The 21,281-nt window shown below is 60.8% G+C and carries 16 protein-coding genes, 4 tRNA genes and 1 rRNA gene; all 21 read right to left on the bottom strand.

From position 1 onward, the window contains the following. Window positions 1-98: 98 nt before the first annotated feature. Complete coding sequence (gene tuf, locus ACIGFL_RS15835) at window positions 99-1,292, bottom strand: elongation factor Tu (RefSeq protein WP_397497818.1); 1,194 nt, start codon at window positions 1,290-1,292, stop codon at window positions 99-101. A 30-nt stretch (window positions 1,293-1,322) separates the two neighbouring features. Continuing rightward, a complete protein-coding gene (gene fusA / locus ACIGFL_RS15830) occupies window positions 1,323-3,452 on the bottom strand; it encodes an elongation factor G (protein ID WP_031303874.1) in 2,130 nt (709 codons plus the stop codon). Window positions 3,453-3,482: 30 nt separating this feature from the next. Further along, a complete protein-coding gene (rpsG, locus tag ACIGFL_RS15825) occupies window positions 3,483-3,953 on the bottom strand; it encodes a 30S ribosomal protein S7 (RefSeq protein WP_021445873.1) in 471 nt (156 codons plus the stop codon). Window positions 3,954-4,056: 103 nt separating this feature from the next. After that, a complete protein-coding gene (rpsL, locus tag ACIGFL_RS15820; RefSeq protein ID WP_003463319.1) occupies window positions 4,057-4,428 on the bottom strand; it encodes a 30S ribosomal protein S12 in 372 nt (123 codons plus the stop codon). Window positions 4,429-4,585: 157 nt separating this feature from the next. Next, a complete protein-coding gene (rpoC, locus tag ACIGFL_RS15815; RefSeq protein ID WP_021445872.1) occupies window positions 4,586-8,785 on the bottom strand; it encodes a DNA-directed RNA polymerase subunit beta' in 4,200 nt (1,399 codons plus the stop codon). Between the two features lie 61 nt (window positions 8,786-8,846). Then, window positions 8,847-12,920: a DNA-directed RNA polymerase subunit beta gene (rpoB, locus tag ACIGFL_RS15810; protein ID WP_031303872.1), complete on the bottom strand. Its 4,074-nt coding sequence runs from the start codon at window positions 12,918-12,920 to the stop codon at window positions 8,847-8,849. 222 nt (window positions 12,921-13,142) lie between these two features. Next, window positions 13,143-13,511, bottom strand: a complete 369-nt coding sequence (gene rplL / locus ACIGFL_RS15805; RefSeq protein WP_021445870.1) for a 50S ribosomal protein L7/L12 — start codon at window positions 13,509-13,511, stop codon at window positions 13,143-13,145. Window positions 13,512-13,592: 81 nt separating this feature from the next. Continuing rightward, window positions 13,593-14,093, bottom strand: a complete 501-nt coding sequence (rplJ, locus tag ACIGFL_RS15800; protein WP_021445869.1) for a 50S ribosomal protein L10 — start codon at window positions 14,091-14,093, stop codon at window positions 13,593-13,595. A gap of 214 nt (window positions 14,094-14,307) precedes the next feature. Beyond that, the gene (gene rplA / locus ACIGFL_RS15795; protein ID WP_397497819.1) at window positions 14,308-15,003 is read right to left on the bottom strand and encodes a 50S ribosomal protein L1; all 696 of its coding nucleotides are present in this window, start codon (window positions 15,001-15,003) and stop codon (window positions 14,308-14,310) included. Then, complete coding sequence (gene rplK, locus ACIGFL_RS15790) at window positions 15,003-15,434, bottom strand: 50S ribosomal protein L11 (RefSeq protein WP_021445867.1); 432 nt, start codon at window positions 15,432-15,434, stop codon at window positions 15,003-15,005. The genes rplA and rplK overlap by 1 nt, the downstream gene beginning before the upstream one ends. A 118-nt stretch (window positions 15,435-15,552) precedes the next feature. Beyond that, a complete protein-coding gene (gene nusG, locus ACIGFL_RS15785; RefSeq protein ID WP_004373446.1) occupies window positions 15,553-16,086 on the bottom strand; it encodes a transcription termination/antitermination protein NusG in 534 nt (177 codons plus the stop codon). Window positions 16,087-16,095: 9 nt separating this feature from the next. After that, entirely contained in the window at window positions 16,096-16,464 is a 369-nt protein-coding gene (gene secE / locus ACIGFL_RS15780) for a preprotein translocase subunit SecE (protein ID WP_021445866.1), read from the bottom strand. 42 nt (window positions 16,465-16,506) lie between these two features. Continuing rightward, window positions 16,507-16,582, bottom strand: a tRNA-Trp gene (locus tag ACIGFL_RS15775). Between the two features lie 53 nt (window positions 16,583-16,635). Continuing rightward, complete coding sequence (tuf, locus tag ACIGFL_RS15770) at window positions 16,636-17,829, bottom strand: elongation factor Tu (RefSeq protein ID WP_397497818.1); 1,194 nt, start codon at window positions 17,827-17,829, stop codon at window positions 16,636-16,638. Window positions 17,830-17,913: 84 nt separating this feature from the next. Further along, window positions 17,914-17,989, bottom strand: a tRNA-Thr gene (locus ACIGFL_RS15765). Between the two features lie 26 nt (window positions 17,990-18,015). Continuing rightward, a tRNA-Gly gene (locus ACIGFL_RS15760) sits at window positions 18,016-18,089 on the bottom strand. 24 nt (window positions 18,090-18,113) lie between these two features. Then, a tRNA-Tyr gene (locus ACIGFL_RS15755) sits at window positions 18,114-18,198 on the bottom strand. Between the two features lie 142 nt (window positions 18,199-18,340). Beyond that, a complete protein-coding gene (locus ACIGFL_RS15750; RefSeq protein WP_122110279.1) occupies window positions 18,341-19,024 on the bottom strand; it encodes an SPOR domain-containing protein in 684 nt (227 codons plus the stop codon). An 8-nt stretch (window positions 19,025-19,032) separates the two neighbouring features. Next, window positions 19,033-19,782, bottom strand: coding sequence for a pantothenate kinase (locus ACIGFL_RS15745; RefSeq protein ID WP_397497817.1), 750 nt, complete (start codon window positions 19,780-19,782; stop codon window positions 19,033-19,035). Next, window positions 19,772-20,737: a bifunctional biotin--[acetyl-CoA-carboxylase] ligase/biotin operon repressor BirA gene (gene birA, locus ACIGFL_RS15740; protein ID WP_397497816.1), complete on the bottom strand. Its 966-nt coding sequence runs from the start codon at window positions 20,735-20,737 to the stop codon at window positions 19,772-19,774. Before birA ends, ACIGFL_RS15745 begins: the two co-directional genes overlap by 11 nt. 227 nt (window positions 20,738-20,964) lie before the next feature. After that, window positions 20,965-21,080 (bottom strand): 5S ribosomal RNA (gene rrf, locus ACIGFL_RS15735). Between the last annotated feature and the right edge of the window lie 201 nt (window positions 21,081-21,281).

Here is a 21,281-nt window from a genome sequence, read left to right as displayed (position 1 = left end):
GGCGCAATTGTACGGATGGCCCTAGGGGGTGTCAACTTTTAACCAGTTCAAAAGAAAAGGGCCCCGAAGGGCCCTTTTCTCTTTAACGGATCAGTCGATTACTCGACGATCTTGGCAACCACGCCGGCGCCGACGGTACGACCGCCTTCGCGGATCGCGAAGCGCAGGCCGTCTTCCATGGCGATCGGCTTGATCAGGGTGACAACCATCTTGATGTTGTCGCCCGGCATTACCATCTCAACGCCTTCCGGCAGTTCGCACGAACCGGTCACGTCGGTGGTACGGAAGTAGAACTGCGGACGGTAGCCCTTGAAGAACGGGGTGTGACGACCACCTTCTTCCTTGGACAGCACGTACACTTCAGCTTCGAACTTGGTGTGCGGCTTGATCGTGCCCGGCTTGGCCAGAACCTGGCCACGCTCGACTTCGTCACGCTTGGTGCCGCGCAGCAGCACGCCGCAGTTCTCGCCAGCACGACCTTCGTCCAGCAGCTTGCGGAACATTTCCACGCCGGTGCAGGTGGTCTTGGTGGTCGGACGCAGACCGACGATTTCGATTTCTTCCTGGATCTTGACGATACCGCGCTCGACACGACCGGTTACCACGGTACCGCGACCGGAGATCGAGAACACGTCTTCGATCGGCATCAGGAACGGACGGTCGATGGCACGCACCGGCTCAGGGATGTAGGTATCCAGAGTCTCAACCAGCTTCTTGACGGCAGTGGTGCCCAGCTCGTTGTCGTCCTGACCGTTCAGCGCCATCAGCGCGGAACCGATGATGATCGGGGTGTCGTCGCCCGGGAAATCGTAAGTGCTGAGCAGGTCGCGCACCTCCATTTCCACCAGCTCCAGCAGCTCGGCGTCGTCGACCATGTCGGCCTTGTTCAGGAACACGACGATGTAGGGTACGCCAACCTGACGGGACAGCAGGATGTGCTCGCGGGTTTGCGGCATGGGGCCGTCGGCAGCCGAGCAGACCAGGATCGCGCCGTCCATCTGGGCAGCACCGGTGATCATGTTCTTCACGTAGTCGGCGTGACCCGGGCAGTCAACGTGCGCGTAGTGACGAATGTTGGAGTCGTACTCGACGTGCGCGGTGTTGATGGTGATACCACGAGCCTTTTCTTCCGGGGCGCTGTCGATCTTGTCGAAATCAACGCGAGCGGAACCGAAAACCTCGGAGCACACACGGGTCAGAGCAGCGGTCAGAGTGGTTTTACCGTGGTCAACGTGACCGATGGTGCCGACGTTGACGTGCGGTTTGTTACGTTCAAATTTTTCTTTAGCCACGACAGTGAACCTCTTGCCTAAAGGGCTGGATTAGCCTTGTTTTTTAACCAGTGCTTCGACGATGTTCGCCGGAGCTTCGGAGTACTTGGAGAATTCCATGGAGTAGCTCGCGCGACCCTGGGACATGGAACGAACGTCGGTCGCATAACCGAACATCTCGCCCAGCGGAACCTCAGCACGGATCACTTTGCCCGATACCGAATCTTCCATACCCTGGATCAGACCACGACGACGGTTCAGGTCACCCATCACGTCACCCATGTAGTCCTCAGGCGTTACAACTTCAACCTTCATGATCGGCTCAAGCACAACACCGCCGCCCTTCTGAGCGAGCTGCTTGGTCGCCATGGAAGCCGCCACCTTGAACGCCATCTCGTTGGAGTCGACGTCGTGGTAGGAACCATCGAATACGGTCGCCTTCAGGCCGATCAGCGGATAGCCGGCGACGACGCCGTTCTTCATCTGCTCTTCGATACCCTTCTGGATCGCCGGGATGTATTCCTTCGGAACCACACCACCCACAACTTCGTTGTGGAACTCCAGACCCTCTTGACCCTCGTCAGCCGGGGCAAAGCGGATCCAGCAGTGGCCGAACTGGCCACGACCACCGGACTGGCGAACGAACTTGCCTTCGATCTCGCAGCTCTTGGTGATTTTTTCGCGGTAGGAAACCTGCGGCTTGCCGATGTTCGCCTCGACGTTGAACTCGCGACGCATACGGTCGACGAGGATGTCCAGGTGCAGCTCGCCCATACCAGAGATGATGGTCTGGCCGGTTTCCTCGTCGGTCTTGACGCGGAACGACGGGTCTTCCTGGGCCAGCTTGCCCAGTGCGATACCCATCTTCTCCTGGTCAGCCTTGGTCTTCGGCTCTACGGCAACCGAGATTACCGGCTCCGGGAAGTCCATACGCTCGAGGATGATCTGCTTGTCGAGGTCGCACAGGGTGTCACCGGTGGTGACGTCCTTCATGCCGATCAGGGCCGCGATGTCGCCAGCGCGCACTTCCTTGATCTCGTCACGCTGGTTGGCGTGCATCTGCACCATACGACCAACGCGCTCTTTCTTGCCCTTGACCGAGTTGATCACGGAGTCGCCGGAGGTCAGCACGCCCGAGTAGACGCGAACGAAGGTCAGGGTACCGACGAACGGGTCAGTGGCGATCTTGAACGCCAGCGCCGAGAACGGCTCGGCATCGTCGGCATGACGCTCGTCGTAGTCGGCGTCGGTCAGCTCGTCCTTCGGCTTGTCGATGACATCCGGGTGGATGCCCTTGATCGCCGGGATCTCGGTCGGAGCAGGCAGGTAGTCGATGACGGCGTCGAGAACCAGGGGCACGCCCTTGTTCTTGAAGGAAGAACCGCAAACGGCCGGAACGATCTCGCCAGCCAGGGTGCGCGCACGCAGACCGGCCTTGATTTCCTCGGCGCTCAACTCGCCGCCTTCCAGGTACTTGTTCATCAGCTCTTCGTTGGCTTCGGCGGCGGCTTCGATCATGTTCGAACGCCACTCTTCAGCCAGATCCTGGAGCTCGGCCGGGATCTCTTCCTCGCGATAGGAAGTACCCTTGTCGTCCTCGTTCCAGTAGATCGCCTTCATCTTGATCAGGTCGACCTGACCTTCGAAGTTGTCTTCCGCACCGATGGCCAGCTGGACCGGAACCGGGGTGTGACCCAGGCGGTTCTTGATCTGACCGATGACGCGCAGGAAGTTGGCGCCGGCACGGTCCATCTTGTTCACGTAAACCACACGCGGAACGCCGTACTTGTTGGCCTGACGCCATACGGTTTCGGACTGCGGCTCAACGCCGGAGGTACCGCAGAACACCACGACCGCACCGTCGAGCACGCGCAGCGAACGCTCTACTTCGATGGTGAAGTCGACGTGGCCGGGGGTATCGATCACGTTGACGCGGTACTTGTCGTACTGGCCCTTGGAGCCCTGCCAGAAGGTGGTCACGGCAGCGGAGGTAATGGTGATACCGCGCTCCTGCTCCTGCACCATCCAGTCGGTGGTCGCAGCGCCGTCATGCACCTCGCCCATCTTGTGGCTCAGACCCGTGTAGAACAGGATCCGCTCGGTAGTGGTGGTCTTGCCCGCGTCAACGTGGGCACAGATACCGATGTTACGGTAGCGGTTAATTGCTGTATTACGAGCCATAAAGCCCTCGCAAAGTTAGTGGAGCCGGAATTAGAAGCGGTAGTGCGAGAAAGCCTTGTTGGCCTCGGCCATACGGTGCACGTCTTCACGCTTCTTGACAGCAGCGCCTTTGCCTTCAGCAGCATCCAGCAGCTCGCCAGCCAGACGCAGAGCCATGGACTTCTCACCGCGCTTGCGCGCGTAGTCCACCAGCCAGCGCATAGCCAGGGCGTTACGACGGGACGGGCGAACTTCGACCGGAACCTGGTAGGTAGCACCGCCGACACGGCGGGACTTGACTTCGACCAGCGGAGCGATGGCGTCGAGAGCTTTCTCGAAGATCTCCAGGGGATCGGTGTTCTTGCGCGCTTTGACAGTGTCCAGGGCACCGTAAACGATGCGCTCGGCCACGGCCTTCTTGCCGCTTTCCATCACGTGGTTCATGAATTTAGCGAGGATCTGGCTTCCGTATTTCGGATCGTCCAGGATCTCACGCTTTGCTGCTACACGACGTCTTGGCATTGATAAGCCCTCAAACGGTCTTCAGGTTAGCCCGGGACTGACGGCACAAACCGCGCCCGACCTTACTCTTATCGACTCAACTAAATAAAAAGATCAGGCGGCCTTATTTCGGACGCTTGGTACCGTACTTGGAACGACCCTGCTTACGGTCTTTGACGCCGGAGGTATCCAGCGAACCGCGCACGGTGTGGTAACGCACACCCGGAAGGTCCTTTACACGACCGCCACGGATCAGCACTACGCTGTGCTCTTGCAGGTTGTGGCCTTCACCGCCGATGTACGAGGAAACCTCGAAACCGTTGGTCAGACGCACGCGGCATACTTTACGCAGTGCCGAGTTAGGTTTTTTCGGCGTGGTGGTGTACACGCGGGTGCACACGCCACGACGTTGCGGGCAGTTCTGCAGCGCAGGCACGTCGGATTTCTCGACGATGCGCTTACGCGGCTGACGTACCAGCTGGTTGATAGTTGCCATCTACTAGCTCCACTGTTGTCTTTCGACGCTATTTAGCTACACACAAATAAAGATGGCAGAGCCAAGCGCCCTGCCAAATTTAGGGGTGCATGAGTCTAAAGAGACTCAACGCCCCAGTCAAGGCAAAGCCCCGCCGGCGAACCGGCGGGGCCTCGACTCAATTTCCGCTGGAGTTCAGCGCTTCGGTCAGTGCGGCTTCCACCTCACTGGCGCTGACCCGTACCGGCTTGTCGGCTTCACGCTTGCGCTTGCGCTCGCTGTGATAGGCCAGACCGGTACCGGCCGGGATCAGACGACCCACGACCACGTTTTCCTTCAGGCCGCGCAGGTAGTCGCGCTTGCCGGTAACCGCCGCTTCGGTGAGGACGCGGGTGGTTTCCTGGAACGATGCCGCCGAGATGAACGACTCGGTGGACAGCGACGCCTTGGTGATACCCAGCAGTACGCGGGTGTACTTGGCGACGAACTTGTCCTCTTCGGCCAGACGCTCGTTCTCGCCCAGCACCGCGGTCAGTTCCATCTGGTCGCCCTTGATGAAGCTGGAATCGCCCGACTCGCTCACTTCGACCTTGCGCAGCATCTGGCGCAGGATGGTCTCGATGTGCTTGTCGTTGATCTTCACGCCCTGCAGGCGGTACACGTCCTGGATCTCGTTGACGATGTACTTGGCCAGCGCGCTGACGCCCAGCAGACGCAGGATGTCGTGCGGATCGCTCGGACCGTCGGAGATGACTTCGCCCTTGTTCACCTGTTCGCCTTCGAACACGTTCAGGTGACGCCACTTCGGAATCAGCTCCTCGTACGGATCGCTGCCATCGGTCGGGGTGATGACCAGACGGCGCTTGCCCTTGGTCTCCTTGCCGAAGCTGATGGTGCCGCTGATTTCCGCCAGGATCGAAGCTTCCTTCGGACGACGCGCCTCGAACAGGTCGGCAACGCGCGGCAGACCACCGGTGATGTCACGGGTCTTCGAGGTTTCCTGCGGGATACGGGCGATAACGTCACCGACCGCGATCTGCGCACCGTCGGCCACACCGACCAGGGCGTTGGCCGGCAGGAAGTACTGGGCGGGAACGTCGGTACCCGGCAGCAGCAGCTCCTTGCCATTGGCGTCGACCAGCTTGATGGCCGGACGAATGTCCTTGCCGGCGGCCGGACGATCCTTCGGATCGAGCACTTCGATGTTGGTCAGACCGGTCAGTTCGTCGGTCTGGCGCTTGATGGTGATGCCCTCCTCCATGCCGACGAAGGTCACGGTACCCTTCATTTCGGTCACGATCGGGTGGGTGTGCGGGTCCCACTTGGCGACGATGGCGCCAGCGTCGACCTTGTCGCCTTCCTTCACCGAAATCACCGCACCGTAGGGCAGCTTGTAGCGCTCGCGCTCGCGACCGAACTCGTCGGCAATCGCCAGCTCGCCGGAACGCGACACCGCGACCAGGTTACCGTCGAGACGCTCGACGTGCTTGAGGTTGTGCAGACGAATCGCACCGCCGTTCTTCACCTGGACGCTGTCGGCCGCCGAAGTCCGGCTGGCCGCACCACCGATGTGGAAGGTACGCATGGTCAGCTGGGTACCCGGCTCACCGATGGACTGGGCGGCGATCACGCCGACCGCTTCACCGATGTTGACCTGGTGACCGCGAGCCAGGTCGCGACCGTAGCACTTGGCGCAGATGCCGTAGCGGGTTTCGCAGGTGATCGGCGAACGCACCACCACTTCGTCGACGCTGTTGAGCTCGATGAACTCGACCCACTGCTCGTCGATCAGGGTGCCGGCCGGCACGATGACGTCCTCGGTGCCCGGCTTGAACACGTCCTTGGCGATCACTCGACCCAGTACGCGCTCGCCCAGCGGCTCGACCACGTCGCCGCCTTCGATGTGCGGGGTCATCAGCAGGCCATGTTCGGTGCCGCAATCGATCTCGGTCACCACCAGGTCCTGGGCCACGTCGACCAGACGACGGGTCAGGTAACCGGAGTTCGCGGTCTTCAGTGCGGTATCCGCCAGACCCTTACGCGCACCGTGGGTGGAGATGAAGTACTGCAGAACCGACAGACCTTCGCGGAAGTTCGCGGTGATCGGCGTTTCGATGATGGAGCCGTCCGGCTTGGCCATCAGACCACGCATACCGGCCAGCTGACGGATCTGGGCGGCGCTACCACGCGCACCGGAGTCCGCCATCATGTACATGGAGTTGAAGGACTCCTGCTCGACGGTCTTGCCTTCGCGATCGACAACCGGCTCTTTCGAGAGGTTGGCCATCATCGCCTTGGACACTTCATCGTTGGCCTTCGACCAGAGGTCGATCACCTTGTTGTACTTCTCACCCTGGGTAACCAGGCCGGAGGCGTACTGCGATTCGATTTCCTTCACTTCCTCGGTGGCGGCGTCGATGATGCGCGCCTTCTCGTCCGGGATGACGAAGTCGTTCACGCCGATCGACACACCGGAGATGGTCGAGTAAGCGAAACCGGTGTACATCAGCTGGTCAGCGAAGATCACGGTGTCCTTCAGACCAACGGTGCGGTAGCACTGGTTGATCAGCTTGGAGATCGCCTTCTTCTTCATCGACTGGTTGACCACGTCGTAAGACAGGCCGGCCGGTACGATCTGGAACAGCAGCGCGCGGCCGACGGTGGTGTCGACGATGCGGGTGTTCTTGGTGATCGAGCCGTCCTTTTCCTTGATGGTCTCGTTGATGCGCACTTTCACCCGGGCGTGCAGGGACGCTTCGCCGGCGCGGAACACACGGTCGACTTCCTGCAGGTCGGCGAACACGCGACCTTCGCCCTTGGCGTTCACCGCCTCACGGGTCATGTAGTACAGACCCAGTACCACGTCCTGCGACGGCACGATGATCGGCTCACCGTTGGCGGGCGAGAGGATGTTGTTGGTCGACATCATCAGTGCGCGTGCTTCGAGCTGGGCTTCCAGGGTCAGCGGCACGTGAACGGCCATCTGGTCACCGTCGAAGTCGGCGTTGTACGCGGCGCAGACCAGCGGGTGCAGCTGGATCGCTTTACCTTCGATCAGGACCGGCTCGAACGCCTGGATACCCAGACGGTGCAGGGTCGGGGCGCGGTTGAGCAGGACGGGGTGTTCGCGGATCACTTCAGCGAGCACGTCCCACACTTCCGGCAGCTCGCGCTCGACCATCTTCTTGGCGGCCTTGATGGTGGTCGCCAGACCACGCATTTCCAGCTTGCCGAAAATGAACGGCTTGAACAGCTCCAGGGCCATCTTCTTCGGCAGACCGCACTGGTGCAGACGCAGGGTCGGGCCGACGGTAATAACCGAACGACCGGAGTAGTCCACGCGCTTACCGAGCAGGTTCTGACGGAAGCGACCTTGCTTACCCTTGATCATGTCGGCCAGCGACTTCAGCGGACGCTTGTTCGAGCCAGTGATGGCGCGACCGCGACGGCCGTTGTCGAGCAGGGCGTCGACCGCTTCCTGCAGCATGCGCTTTTCGTTGCGCACGATGATGTCCGGCGCCGACAGGTCGAGCAGGCGCTTGAGACGGTTGTTACGGTTGATCACGCGACGGTACAGGTCGTTCAGGTCGGAGGTCGCGAAGCGGCCACCGTCCAGCGGTACCAGCGGGCGCAGATCCGGCGGCAGCACCGGCAGAACGGTCAGCACCATCCACTCCGGCAGGTTGCCGGAGTCCTTGAAGGCTTCCATCAGCTTCAGGCGCTTGGACAGCTTCTTGATCTTGGTCTCGGAGTTGGTCTGCGGAATCTCTTCGCGCAGGCGGCCGATCTCGTGATCCAGGTCGATGGCGTGCAGCAGCTCGCGCACGGCCTCGGCGCCCATACGCGCGTCGAAGTCGTCACCGAACTCTTCGAGGGCTTCGAAGTACTGCTCGTCGTTCAGCAGCTGGCCCTTCTCGAGGGTGGTCATGCCCGGATCGATCACCACGTAGCTCTCGAAATAGAGCACGCGCTCGATGTCACGCAGGGTCATGTCCATCAGCAGGCCGATACGGCTCGGCAGCGACTTGAGGAACCAGATGTGGGCGACCGGCGAGGCCAGTTCGATGTGCGCCATGCGCTCACGACGAACCTTGGCCAGGGCCACTTCCACGCCGCACTTCTCGCAGATCACGCCGCGATGCTTCAAGCGCTTGTACTTGCCGCACAGGCACTCGTAATCCTTTACCGGGCCAAAGATCTTGGCGCAGAACAGGCCGTCACGCTCAGGCTTGAACGTACGGTAGTTGATGGTTTCCGGTTTTTTTACTTCACCGAACGACCACGAACGGATCATCTCGGGCGAGGCCAATCCGATACGGATGGCGTCGAACTCTTCGATCTGACCCTGGTTTTTCAGCAGATTCAGTAGGTCTTTCAAGGCCTTTCCTCCTGGCGGAGCAGGGAGTGGGCTAACCGCCCCACTCCCGTCGCGTCACGTGTTATTCGGTTTCCAGATCGATGTCGATGCCGAGCGAACGGATCTCTTTGATCAGCACGTTGAAGGACTCGGGCATGCCCGGCTCCATACGGTGATCGCCATCCACGATGTTCTTGTACATCTTGGTACGGCCGTTCACGTCGTCCGACTTCACGGTCAGCATTTCCTGCAGGGTGTAGGCGGCGCCGTAGGCTTCCAGCGCCCAGACCTCCATCTCCCCGAAGCGCTGACCACCGAACTGCGCCTTACCACCCAGCGGCTGCTGGGTAACCAGGCTGTAGGAACCAGTGGAACGCGCGTGCATCTTGTCGTCCACCAGGTGGTTCAGTTTGAGCATGTACATGTAGCCGACCGTGGTCGGGCGCTCGAACTGGTTGCCGGTGCGACCGTCGAACAGGCGCATCTGGCCGCTTTCCGGCAGGTCGGCCAGCTTCAGCATGGCCTTGATCTCGCTTTCCTTGGCGCCGTCGAACACCGGGGTGGCCATCGGCACACCGCCTTTGAGGTTCTTCGCCAGCTCGAGGATTTCGCTATCGGACAGCTCGTCGAGGTTTTCCTGACGACCGCCGATCTCGTTGTAGATCTCCTGCAGAAACTTGCGCAGTTCGGCGATCTTGCGCTGCTCTTCGAGCATGCGGTTGATCTTCTCACCCAGGCCCTTGGCCGCGAGGCCCAGGTGGGTTTCGAGGATCTGACCGACGTTCATACGCGAAGGTACGCCCAGCGGGTTGAGGACGATGTCGACCGGGGTGCCATTGGCGTCGTGCGGCATGTCTTCGACCGGCATGATCACCGAGACCACACCCTTGTTACCGTGACGACCGGCCATCTTGTCGCCCGGCTGGATGCGGCGGCGGATGGCCAGGTAGACCTTGACGATCTTCAGCACGCCCGGCGCCAGGTCGTCGCCCTGCTGCAGCTTGCGCTTCTTGTCTTCGAACTTGTCGTCGAGCAGCTGACGGCGGTCGGAGATGTAGGCCTGGGCCTTCTCCAACTGCTCGTTCAGGGCGTCGTCAGCCATGCGCAGCTTGAACCACTGGCCACGCTCTAGGCCGTCGAGGAACTCGTCGGTGATCGCGGTGCCCTTCTTCAGGCCGGCGCCGCCTTCGGCGATGGCGCCGACCAGGGCGGAGCGCAGACGCTCGAAGGTGGCGCCTTCGACGATGCGGAACTCTTCGTTGAGGTCCTTGCGGATCTCGTCGAGCTGCATCTTCTCGATCGACAGGGCGCGCGAGTCGCGCTCGACGCCGTCGCGGGTGAAGACCTGGACGTCGATGACGGTGCCCTTGGTGCCGGTCGGCACACGCAGGGAGGTGTCCTTCACGTCGGACGCCTTCTCACCGAAGATCGCGCGCAGCAGCTTCTCTTCCGGCGTCAGCTGGGTCTCGCCTTTCGGGGTGACCTTGCCGACCAGGATGTCGCCCGGGCCGACTTCGGCACCGACGTAGACGATACCGGCCTCGTCCAGCTTGTTCAGTGCAGCTTCACCGACGTTCGGGATGTCCGAGGAGATTTCCTCTGGGCCGAGCTTGGTGTCGCGCGCCACACAGGTCAGTTCCTGGATGTGGATGGTGGTGAAACGGTCTTCCTGCACCACACGCTCGGACAGGCAGATGGAGTCTTCGAAGTTGAAGCCGTTCCACGGCATGAACGCCACGCGCATGTTCTGACCCAGCGCCAGTTCACCCATGTCGGTGGACGGGCCGTCGGCCATGATATCGCTGCGCGCCACCTTGTCACCCTTGCTCACCAGCGGACGCTGGTTGATGCAGGTGTTCTGGTTGGAGCGGGTGTACTTGGTCAGGTTGTAGATGTCGACACCGGCTTCACCGGTTTCGACTTCGTCATCGTTGACCCGAACCACGATACGGCTGGCATCGACCGAGTCGATCACCCCGCCACGACGGGCCACGACGCAGACGCCGGAGTCACGGGCGACGTTGCGCTCCATGCCGGTACCGACCAGCGGCTTGTCGGCACGCAGGGTCGGCACGGCCTGACGCTGCATGTTCGAGCCCATCAGCGCGCGGTTGGCGTCGTCGTGCTCGAGGAACGGAATCAGCGAGGCAGCGACGGAAACGACCTGCTTCGGCGACACGTCCATCAGGGTGACGTCTTCCGGCGCCTTGACGGTGAACTCGTTGAGGTGACGCACGGCCACTAGCTCGTCGACCAGCATGCCCTTGTCGTTCATGGTCGCCGAGGCCTGGGCGATCACGTGATCGGCCTCTTCGATGGCGGACAGGAACACGATCTCGTCGGTGACCAGACCGGCCTTGACCACGCGGTACGGGCTCTCGAGGAAGCCGTACTGGTTGGTGCGGGCGTAGGCGGCCAGCGAGTTGATCAGACCGATGTTCGGACCTTCAGGGGTTTCGATCGGGCACACACGACCGTAGTGGGTCGGGTGTACGTCGCGCACTTCGAAGCCGGCGCGCTCGCGGGTCAGACCGCCCGGGCCGAGTGCGGAAACGCGGCGCTTGTGGGTGATCTCGGAGAGCGGGTTGTTCTGGTCCATGAACTGCGAGAGCTGGCTGGAACCGAAGAACTCCTTCACCGCCGCCGCAACCGGCTTGGCGTTGATCAGGTCCTGCGGCATCAGGCCTTCGCTTTCGGCCATCGACAGGCGTTCCTTGACCGCGCGCTCGACGCGCACCAGGCCAACGCGGAACTGGTTCTCGGCCATCTCACCGACGCAACGCACGCGACGGTTACCCAGGTGGTCGATGTCGTCGACGATACCCTTGCCATTACGGATGTCGACCAGGGTCTTCAGTACGGCAACGATGTCTTCCTTGCTCAGCACGCCCGAACCTTCGATCTCGGTACGCCCGATACGACGGTTGAACTTCATGCGGCCGACGGCGGACAGGTCGTAACGCTCGGCGCTAAAGAACAGGTTGTTGAACAGGGTCTCGGCAGCGTCCTTGGTCGGCGGCTCGCCGGGACGCATCATGCGATAGATCTCGACCAGCGCTTCCAACTGATTGGTGGTGCTGTCGATCTTCAGCGTGTCGCTGATGAACGGACCGCAATCGATGTCGTTGGTGTACAGGGTTTCGAAACGCACCACCTGTGCCTTGGCCATCTTGACCAGCAGGTCGGCGGTCAGCTCAGTGTTGCACTCGGCGATGATCTCGCCGGTAGCCGGGTGCACGATGGCCTTGGCGGTGGTGCGGCCAATGACGTAATCGAGCGGAACTTCCAGCTCTTTGATGCCAGCCTTGTCCAGCTGGTTGATGTGGCGGGCAGTGATACGACGGCCCTGCTCCACGATCACCTTGCCGCTGCCGTCCTTGATATCGAGGACCGCGACTTCACCGCGCAGACGCTGCGGCACCAGCTCCAGGCTCAGGTTCTCGCCCTTAACGTGGAACACGTTGGTGTCGTAGAAGGCATCCAGCACCTCTTCGGTGCTGTAGCCGAGCGCGCGCAGCAGGACGGACGCCGGTAGCTTGCGGCGACGGTCGATACGCACGAACACCGCGTCCTTCGGGTCGAACTCGAAGTCCAGCCAGGAACCGCGGTAAGGAATGATGCGAGCGGAGTACAGCAGCTTACCGGAGCTGTGGGTCTTGCCACGGTCGTGGTCGAAGAACACGCCCGGGGAGCGGTGCAGCTGGGAAACGATCACGCGCTCGGTACCGTTGATGACGAAGGTACCGTTCTCGGTCATGAGCGGAATCTCGCCCATGTACACTTCCTGCTCTTTGATGTCCTTGATCGCTTTGTTCGACGATTCTTTGTCGAAAATGATCAGGCGCACTTTCACGCGCAGCGGCACGGCGAAGGTCACGCCACGCAGGACGCACTCCTTGACGTCGAACGCCGGCTCGCCCAGGCGATAGCCGACGTATTCCAGAGCGGCGTTGCCGGAATAGCTGATGATCGGGAATACGGATTTGAAGGCCGCGTGCAGGCCGATGTCGCGGAACTGTTCCTTGCTCACTCCTTGCTGCAGGAATTCGCGGTACGAATCCAGCTGGATGGCCAGGAGGTAAGGCACATCCATGACATCCGGCAACTTGCTAAAGTCCTTGCGGATACGTTTTTTCTCAGTGTATGAGTAAGCCATCAGCGTTCCCCAGCTTGGTCACCTGCTTATTTGGCCAGCGCCGGCGGCGATGACCAGAAAATCGTGCAAACCCTCGGTTTGCGGCCGCCTCGAGGGGCGGGATCTTTCCGGTTCCAGGCCGACTGACGAACAGCCGACCTAGAACGGAAAAAGGCCGGTGGCAAAAGCCACCAGCCATCAGCCTTGTGCGAGTCGCTCGGGCTGTAGACGCAAGGTGCGAACTTACTTGAGTTCGACCTTGGCGCCAGCTTCTTCCAGCTTCTTCTTGGCGTCTTCGGCAGCTTCTTTGCTCAGGCCTTCAGCGATAACCTGAGGAGCGGTGTCGACCTTCTCCTTGGCTTCCTTCAGACCCAGACCGGTCAGCTCGCGAACAGCCTTGATCACGTTCACTTTCTTCTCGCCGGCTTCGGCCAGAACGACGTTGAACTCGGTTTGTTCTTCAACAGCAGCAGCAGCAGCGGCCGGGCCGGCAGCAACAGCGGCAGCGGCGGTAACGCCGAACTTCTCTTCCATTGCCTTGATCAGTTCAACAACCTGCATCACGGACATTTCGGAAACGGCGTTGATGATGTCTTCGTTGGTCAGAGCCATGACTCTAATTCCTGTATTGGGGTGACAGCCTTCGCGGCCATCGAATTAAACAAATAACGTAGAAAGGGTGATGCGCCTGGATCAGGCGGCAGCGCCTTCTTTCTGGTCGCGAACAGCTGCCAGAGTACGAACGAACTTGCTGGTGGCGCCTTGCATCACGCTCATCAGCTGGGCAATAGCTTCGTTGTAGGTCGGCAGGGTAGCCAGCACGTCGATCTGATTGGCTGCGAGGAACTGGCCCTCGAACGCAGCTGCCTTGATCTCGAACTTGTCCTGACCCTTGGCGAATTCCTTGAAGATACGGGCAGCAGCGCCCGGATGTTCGTTGGAGAACGCGATCAGGGTCGGGCCTTTGAACACGTCGTTGAGCACGTCGAACTGAGTGCCTTCAACGGCGCGGCGCAGCAGGGTGTTACGTACGACTTTCACGTACACACCAGCCGCACGGGCCTCTTTACGGAGTCCGGTCATTGCGCCGACGGTCACGCCACGGGCATCAGCCACGACAGCGGACAGACCGGCTTTGGCAGCCTCGTTGACTTCAGCGACGATGGCCTTCTTGTCTTCGAGTTTAATTGCCACGGGTTTACTCCTGGATGTTACCGTTTCGTCCAGCACGAGCCGGACGGCGTTTTGGTGTCTGATTCGGTAAGAATCGGGAGCACCATCTGCGTAGGCGACCGCGGATCGCTCCACGGGTTTAAGGCTTGCGCCACCTACGGTCTTGGATAGCCCCCGCCAGGCAGGGACCCCAATTTTTCAAGGCCGGCGACGCGCACGCCGCCGACCCAATCACTTACGCGTCGAGCGAAGCCTGATCGATGATCAGACCGGGACCCATGGTGGTGCTCAGGGTCACGCGCTTGACGTAGATACCTTTGGAAGTGGACGGCTTCAGACGCTTCAGGTCAGCCAGCAGGGCTTCCACGTTCTGCTTCAGCGCGGCGGCTTCGAAGCCGACCTTGCCAACGGAGGTGTGGATGATGCCGTTCTTGTCGGTACGGAAACGTACCTGACCAGCCTTGGCGTTCTTCACGGCGGTGGCGACGTCCGGAGTCACGGTGCCGACTTTCGGGTTCGGCATCAGGCCGCGCGGACCCAGTACCTGGCCCAGCTGGCCAACGACGCGCATGGCGTCCGGGGAAGCGATGACCACGTCGTAGCTCAGATCGCCGGCCTTCATTTCGGCAGCCAGATCGTCCATACCGACCTTGTCGGCACCGGCAGCCAGGGCAGCTTCAGCGCCCGGACCCTGGGTGAACACGGCAACGCGTACGGTCTTGCCAGTGCCGTTCGGCAGCACGGTGGCGCCACGTACAACCTGGTCGGATTTACGCGGGTCTACGCCCAGGTTCACGGCGACGTCGAAGGACTCGGTGAACTTGACGGCAGACAGCTCGGCCAGCAGGCCGGCCGCTTCTTCGAAGGTGTAGGCCTTGCCGGCTTCAACCTTGGCCGCGATGGCCTTTTGGCGCTTGGTCAACTTAGCCATTACACACCCTCCACGTTCAGGCCCATGCTACGAGCGGAGCCGGCGATGGTGCGCACGGCCGCATCCAGGTCAGCGGCAGTAAGATCGGCCTGCTTGGTCTTGGCGATCTCTTCCAGCTGAGCACGGGTAACGGTGCCTACTTTGACGGTGTTCGGACGAGCGGAACCGCTGGTCAGGCCGGCGGCCTTCTTCAGCAGCACCGATGCCGGGGTGCTCTTGGTTTCAAAGGTGAAGCTGCGGTCGCTGTAAACGGTGATGATAACAGGAGTCGGCAGACCAGGCTCCATGCCCTGAGTCTTGGCGTTGAACGCCTTGCAGAATTCCATGATGTTCACGCCGTGCTGACCCAGAGCCGGACCCACGGGCGGCGACGGGTTTGCCTGAGCGGCTTTAACCTGCAGCTTGATATAAGCCTGAATTTTCTTAGCCATTAGCTACTCCAATTTCGGGTTCGAACGCCTGACGGCTCCCCGGGTTACTTACGCATTTATCCCAGTGACGACAAAACCCCGCAGCCTAAGGCTGCGGGGTGAGGGATGCTTATGTCAGTTATGCCTTCTCGACCTGACTGAACTCCAGCTCGACCGGGGTGGAGCGACCGAAGATGGTCACAGCAACCTGGATACGGCTCTTTTCGTAATTCACTTCTTCGACCACGCCACCGAAATCGGCGAACGGGCCATCGACCACCCGCACCATTTCGCCCGGCTCGAACAGGGTCTTCGGCTTGGGCTTGTCGCCACTATCGGCAACACGACGCAGAATGGCTTCGGCTTCTTTCTCGGTGATCGGCGCCGGCTTGTCGGCAGTACCACCAATGAAGCCCATGACGCGCGGCGTATCCTTGATCAAGTGCCAAGTCGCCTCGTTCATCTCCATCTGCACCAGGACATAGCCGGGGAAGAACTTGCGCTCGCTCTTGCGCTTCTGACCGTTGCGCATCTCGACCACTTCTTCAGTGGGCACGAGAATCTCGCCGAAGTCGTCTTCCATGCCAGCCAGCTTGACGCGCTCGATCAGCGAGCGCATGACATGCTTCTCGTAACCCGAGTAAGCATGCACAACGTACCAACGCTTAGCCACGGGACACCCTTAACCAACAATCAGGGAAACAAGCCAACCGAGCAGGGAATCGAGCCCCCACAACAGCAGCGCCATTACCAACACTACAGCCACGACAATCAGGGTGGTCTGCGTGGTTTCCTGGCGGGTCGGCCAAACAACCTTGCGAATCTCGACGCGCGCCTCTTTCAACAGCACCGCGAAGGCCTGACCACGAGCAGTCTGCAGGGCAACCACACCCGCCACGACCGCCAGCACCAGCAGACCGAGAACGCGATACAGGATCGGCTCCGCAGAAAAGTACTGATTACCGACCACACCCACCACAACCAGGGCAGCGACAATCAGCCACTTGACCAGATCAAAGCGAGAGTCTTTGGCTTCAGCCTTAACATTCATTCGAGAGGATCCTGTGAAAGACACGCCAGATTCGTTAGAAAATGGCAGGTCAGGAGGGAATCGAACCCCCAACCTGCGGTTTTGGAGACCGCCGCTCTGCCAATTGAGCTACTGACCTAAAGCAAAATCAGGCCGACCATTATGCCGGCCTGAGAGGGACAGATCAACCGATTACTCGACGATCTTGGCAACCACACCGGCGCCGACGGTACGACCGCCTTCGCGGATCGCGAAGCGCAGGCCGTCTTCCATGGCGATCGGCTTGATCAGGGTGACAACCATCTTGATGTTGTCGCCCGGCATTACCATCTCAACGCCTTCCGGCAGCTCGCACGAACCGGTCACGTCGGTGGTACGGAAGTAAAACTGCGGACGGTAGCCCTTGAAGAACGGGGTGTGACGACCACCTTCTTCCTTGGACAGCACGTACACTTCAGCTTCGAACTTGGTGTGCGGCTTGATGGTGCCCGGCTTGGCCAGAACCTGACCACGCTCGACTTCATCACGCTTGGTGCCGCGCAGCAGCACGCCGCAGTTCTCACCAGCACGACCTTCGTCCAGCAGCTTGCGGAACATCTCCACGCCAGTGCAGGTGGTCTTGGTGGTCGGACGCAGACCGACGATTTCGATTTCTTCCTGGATCTTGACGATACCGCGCTCGACACGACCGGTTACCACGGTACCGCGGCCGGAGATCGAGAACACGTCTTCGATCGGCATCAGGAACGGACGGTCGATGGCACGCACCGGCTCGGGGATGTAGGTATCCAGAGTCTCAACCAGCTTCTTGACGGCAGTGGTGCCCAGCTCGTTGTCGTCCTGACCGTTCAGCGCCATCAGCGCGGAACCGATGATGATCGGGGTGTCGTCGCCCGGGAAATCGTAAGTGCTGAGCAGGTCGCGCACTTCCATTTCCACCAGCTCCAGCAGCTCGGCGTCGTCGACCATGTCGGCCTTGTTCAGGAACACGACGATGTAGGGTACGCCAACCTGACGAGACAGCAGGATGTGCTCGCGGGTTTGCGGCATGGGGCCGTCGGCAGCCGAGCAGACCAGGATCGCGCCGTCCATCTGGGCAGCACCGGTGATCATGTTCTTCACGTAGTCGGCGTGACCCGGGCAGTCAACGTGCGCGTAGTGACGAATGTTGGAGTCGTACTCGACGTGCGCGGTGTTGATGGTGATACCACGAGCCTTTTCTTCCGGGGCGCTGTCGATCTTGTCGAAATCAACGCGAGCGGAACCGAAAACCTCGGAGCACACACGGGTCAGAGCAGCGGTCAGAGTGGTTTTACCGTGGTCAACGTGACCGATGGTGCCGACGTTGACGTGCGGTTTGTTACGTTCAAATTTCTCTTTAGCCATCTTGACCGTCTCCTAGCGAAGAATTGAGCAAGCCATGCCGCCATTAAAACAAAGGCAGATACTTTCATATCTGCCTTCATTAGATGGAGCTCATGAGCGGATTTGAACCGCTGACCTCACCCTTACCAAGGGTGTGCTCTACCAGCTGAGCTACATGAGCCAAACTCTATTGCGCCAACCACAAGCTGGAGCGGGTAGCGGGAATCGAACCCGCATCATCAGCTTGGAAGGCTGAGGTTCTACCACTGAACTATACCCGCGAAGCTTGCAGCTCACGCTGAATCTGGTGGAGGGGGAAGGATTCGAACCTTCGAAGTCGATGACGTCAGATTTACAGTCTGATCCCTTTGGCCGCTCGGGAACCCCTCCAAAGTGAGGCGGCATTTTCTAGATCTGCCACCCTGCTGTCAAGCATTTTCTCATTTAAAATCGTGAGGTTAGCTACTTTGACAACATCTTCGTCGGGAACCAACTTTGACCACCCTGCGAAGCGGGCGCCATTCTATGCAAACTACTGGAGCAATGCAACGCCTTCGCAGGGCATTAGTTGATGCTGCAAACCGGCGAAATCGCCGGCCAATCGCCCGAGCAAAAACTCATCGGCCAGGCGTCTGCTTTCCGGCGCGACACGCACCCAGAAACTGCGGTGCGCGCGCGACAACTCGCGCATTTGCGGCTCGTAACCCACTTCGCGCAGGCGCTGCATGACGCTATCGGCCGAGTCGCTGCGCGGGAAAATACCCAGGGAGATGCCGTTGGCCAGATCGCCTTGGGTAATGATGTAGCTATCGATACGCCGTGCCTGCAGCTCGCGCAGCTGCCGCAACGACGCCTGTCGCGAAGCCAGCGGCGGTAGATAAACCCAGTATTCAACCCCGGCTGCCGCATCGACGCTACGCACCTGGGCCTGAATATCCAGACTGAGCAAGCGCTGCTCCACCACCTTCGCCCGCGCCTCCTCCTCGAAGCTACCGAGAAACAGACAGACCGCCGCCGAGGCCGGCGACTCCTCTTCCGCCGGCTCACTGACACGCGCGCGCGGCGCAGTGGTCTCGCTCAGCAGGCGGATATCCTTGCGCGCGCCCTGGTAACTGCTCGTCGGCGCGACTTCCTTGGCGCGCAGTGGCGCCTGCTGCTGGTGCCAGACGTAATAGAAGACATTGAGCAGAACGAGCAACAGTAAGATCCAACGCATGCCTTGCCTCAATTCAGCGGACAGGCGATGGCCAGCCCGACAAAGACCAGATCGGCCACGACTTGCGCGCCCGGCACGACATCGCGCACCAGGTCAGCATCCCCGCCAGTCAGGAAAACCTCGAAACCTTCCGGAAAGCACAACCGCGCCTGCTCCAGCTGCACCGCGACAAAGCCCCTCAGCATCAACACGCAACCGCGCTCTACCGCCTCCGCCGTGGAGCGCCCGGGCTCCAGCTCCTGCAACGCCGCCAATGCCGACTGCCGGTCGTAGCGAATGCGCCGGGTATGCGTGCTCAGCTGATCACGCATCAAGGGCAGGCCAGGGCAGATAAAACCACCGAGATGCGCGCCATCGGCCGCCACCAGATCGGCGGTGACCGCCGTACCGAGGTCCACCACCAGGCAGGCGCGCTGGCCCAGGTGGTAGGCCCCCAGCACCGCCAGCCAGCGATCCAGGCCAAGGCGCTGGTAATCGTCGTAGCCGTTGCGCACCCCCCCGGCTTCTTGGGCCGGCTGAGCGCAGCAAACCTCGACGACGAAGGCAACACGCAACTCCTCGACCAACCGAGTGGTCTCCGCATCGCTGCGCACGCTGACCAGGCGACAGTAGCGAATGCTCAAACCCGGACACTCCGCCAATTCGGCAAACAACCCGGCATCGGAGTCGACCACTCCCGAGCAGACCCGCTCCCCCCCCTGCACCCTGATCACACGCCACTTGATGAAGCTGTTACCGCAGTCGAGCTCAAGAATCATGCTGCAACCTCAGGCTCAACTCTCCGCCACTGAAAGAACGCTCGACGCCCTCCACACTCAAGCGGATGGCACCGCGCTCGTCCACTCCGAGCACCACGCCAAGGGTTGCATCATCGCCCGCAAGCAATGCAACCGAACGACCGCGCCACAGATGCAGCGCCTCCCACTCCTCGCGCAAGCCGGCAAAACCCAGTCGCCAGTGGCGAGACAGATGCTCGGCCAGTTGGCATAGCAGCTCGCCTGCCAGCAGATTGCGATCGAACATGCCACCGAGACACTGACGCATGGAGGTCCAGGGCTGATCGATGGCCGCCGACGAGTCGAGCGCCATGTTCGCATTGATACCAATACCGATCACCACATGGCAGACATCCGCCGGGTCGCCGGAAAGCTCCAGCAAGATCCCGGCAATCTTGCGCCCATCCACCAGGACATCGTTCGGCCACTTGAGCCCAGCGGCATTCAGGCCACAAACCTGCAGGGTACGAGCCACCGCCAGCCCCACAGTCAGACTCAACGCCTCGACCTGGCGCATCCCGCCGTCGACCCGCAATGCCAGGCTGCAGTAGAGGTTTTCCGCAAAGGGACTCGCCCAGGCACGCCCGCGCCGCCCACGCCCGGCCGTTTGCCGCTCGGCGAGCACGACAAAAGGCGCGCTTTGTCCCCCCTCGAGTCGGCGCATTACCTCCGCATTGGTCGAGTCGAGACTGGCCAGCACGGATACCGGCCACGCCAAGGTCGCGACCTGGCGCTCGATCAGAGCGGCATCCAACAAGGTCATCGGCGCAGCCAAGCGATAGCCACGCCCGGGAACCTTGAATACCTCGATCCCAAGCTCGGACTCCAGGCCCTGCAACTGTTTCCAGATGGCGCTGCGACTGACACCCAGCGCTGCCCCCAAGGCCTCGCCAGAATGAAAGCGCCCATCCTGTAGAAGTTTCAACAATGCCAGCATGCCAGGCCCCGCCACGAACAAGGCTGGCATGATAACGACGAGCCCACGGCTTGCATAGAAAGCAGAAGACTGCAGGAGCGCGCGAACGGCGCACCCCGCTGCAAAGCCGGACAGCCTTAGGATGCCCCGCGCGCGCCGGCCGTTAGCTGCGCCGGCGCTGTTCCAGGTTTTCCCGGCGCAAAGAAGAAACCCCAGACCGCGTTGGCGATCTGGGGTTTCGTATAGGAGCTTGACGATGACCTACTCTCACATGGGGAAGCCCCACACTACCATCGGCGATGCATCGTTTCACTGCTGAGTTCGGGATGGGATCAGGTGGTTCCAACGCTCTATGGTCGTCAAGCAATTTGTTGCTGTCCCGGGGTTAACCGTTACAGCGAATTGGGTATGTGACAGTCGTTTGGCTTGGCCCTTGGGCCTGTAGCTCTCGTGCAAATCTTCGGCATTCAGTCGACTTCACCATCGACACCCTCTGCTCTCAGAGCAGATTGTTTGGGTGTTATATGGTCAAGCCTCACGGGCAATTAGTATGGGTTAGCTCAAC

Source organism: Pseudomonas sp. NPDC077649 (assembly GCF_044542855.1).
Classification (GTDB): domain Bacteria; phylum Pseudomonadota; class Gammaproteobacteria; order Pseudomonadales; family Pseudomonadaceae; genus Aquipseudomonas.
The sequence above is the reverse complement of the archived record's forward strand: the minus strand, read 5'-3'. Positions and strand labels throughout refer to the sequence as shown.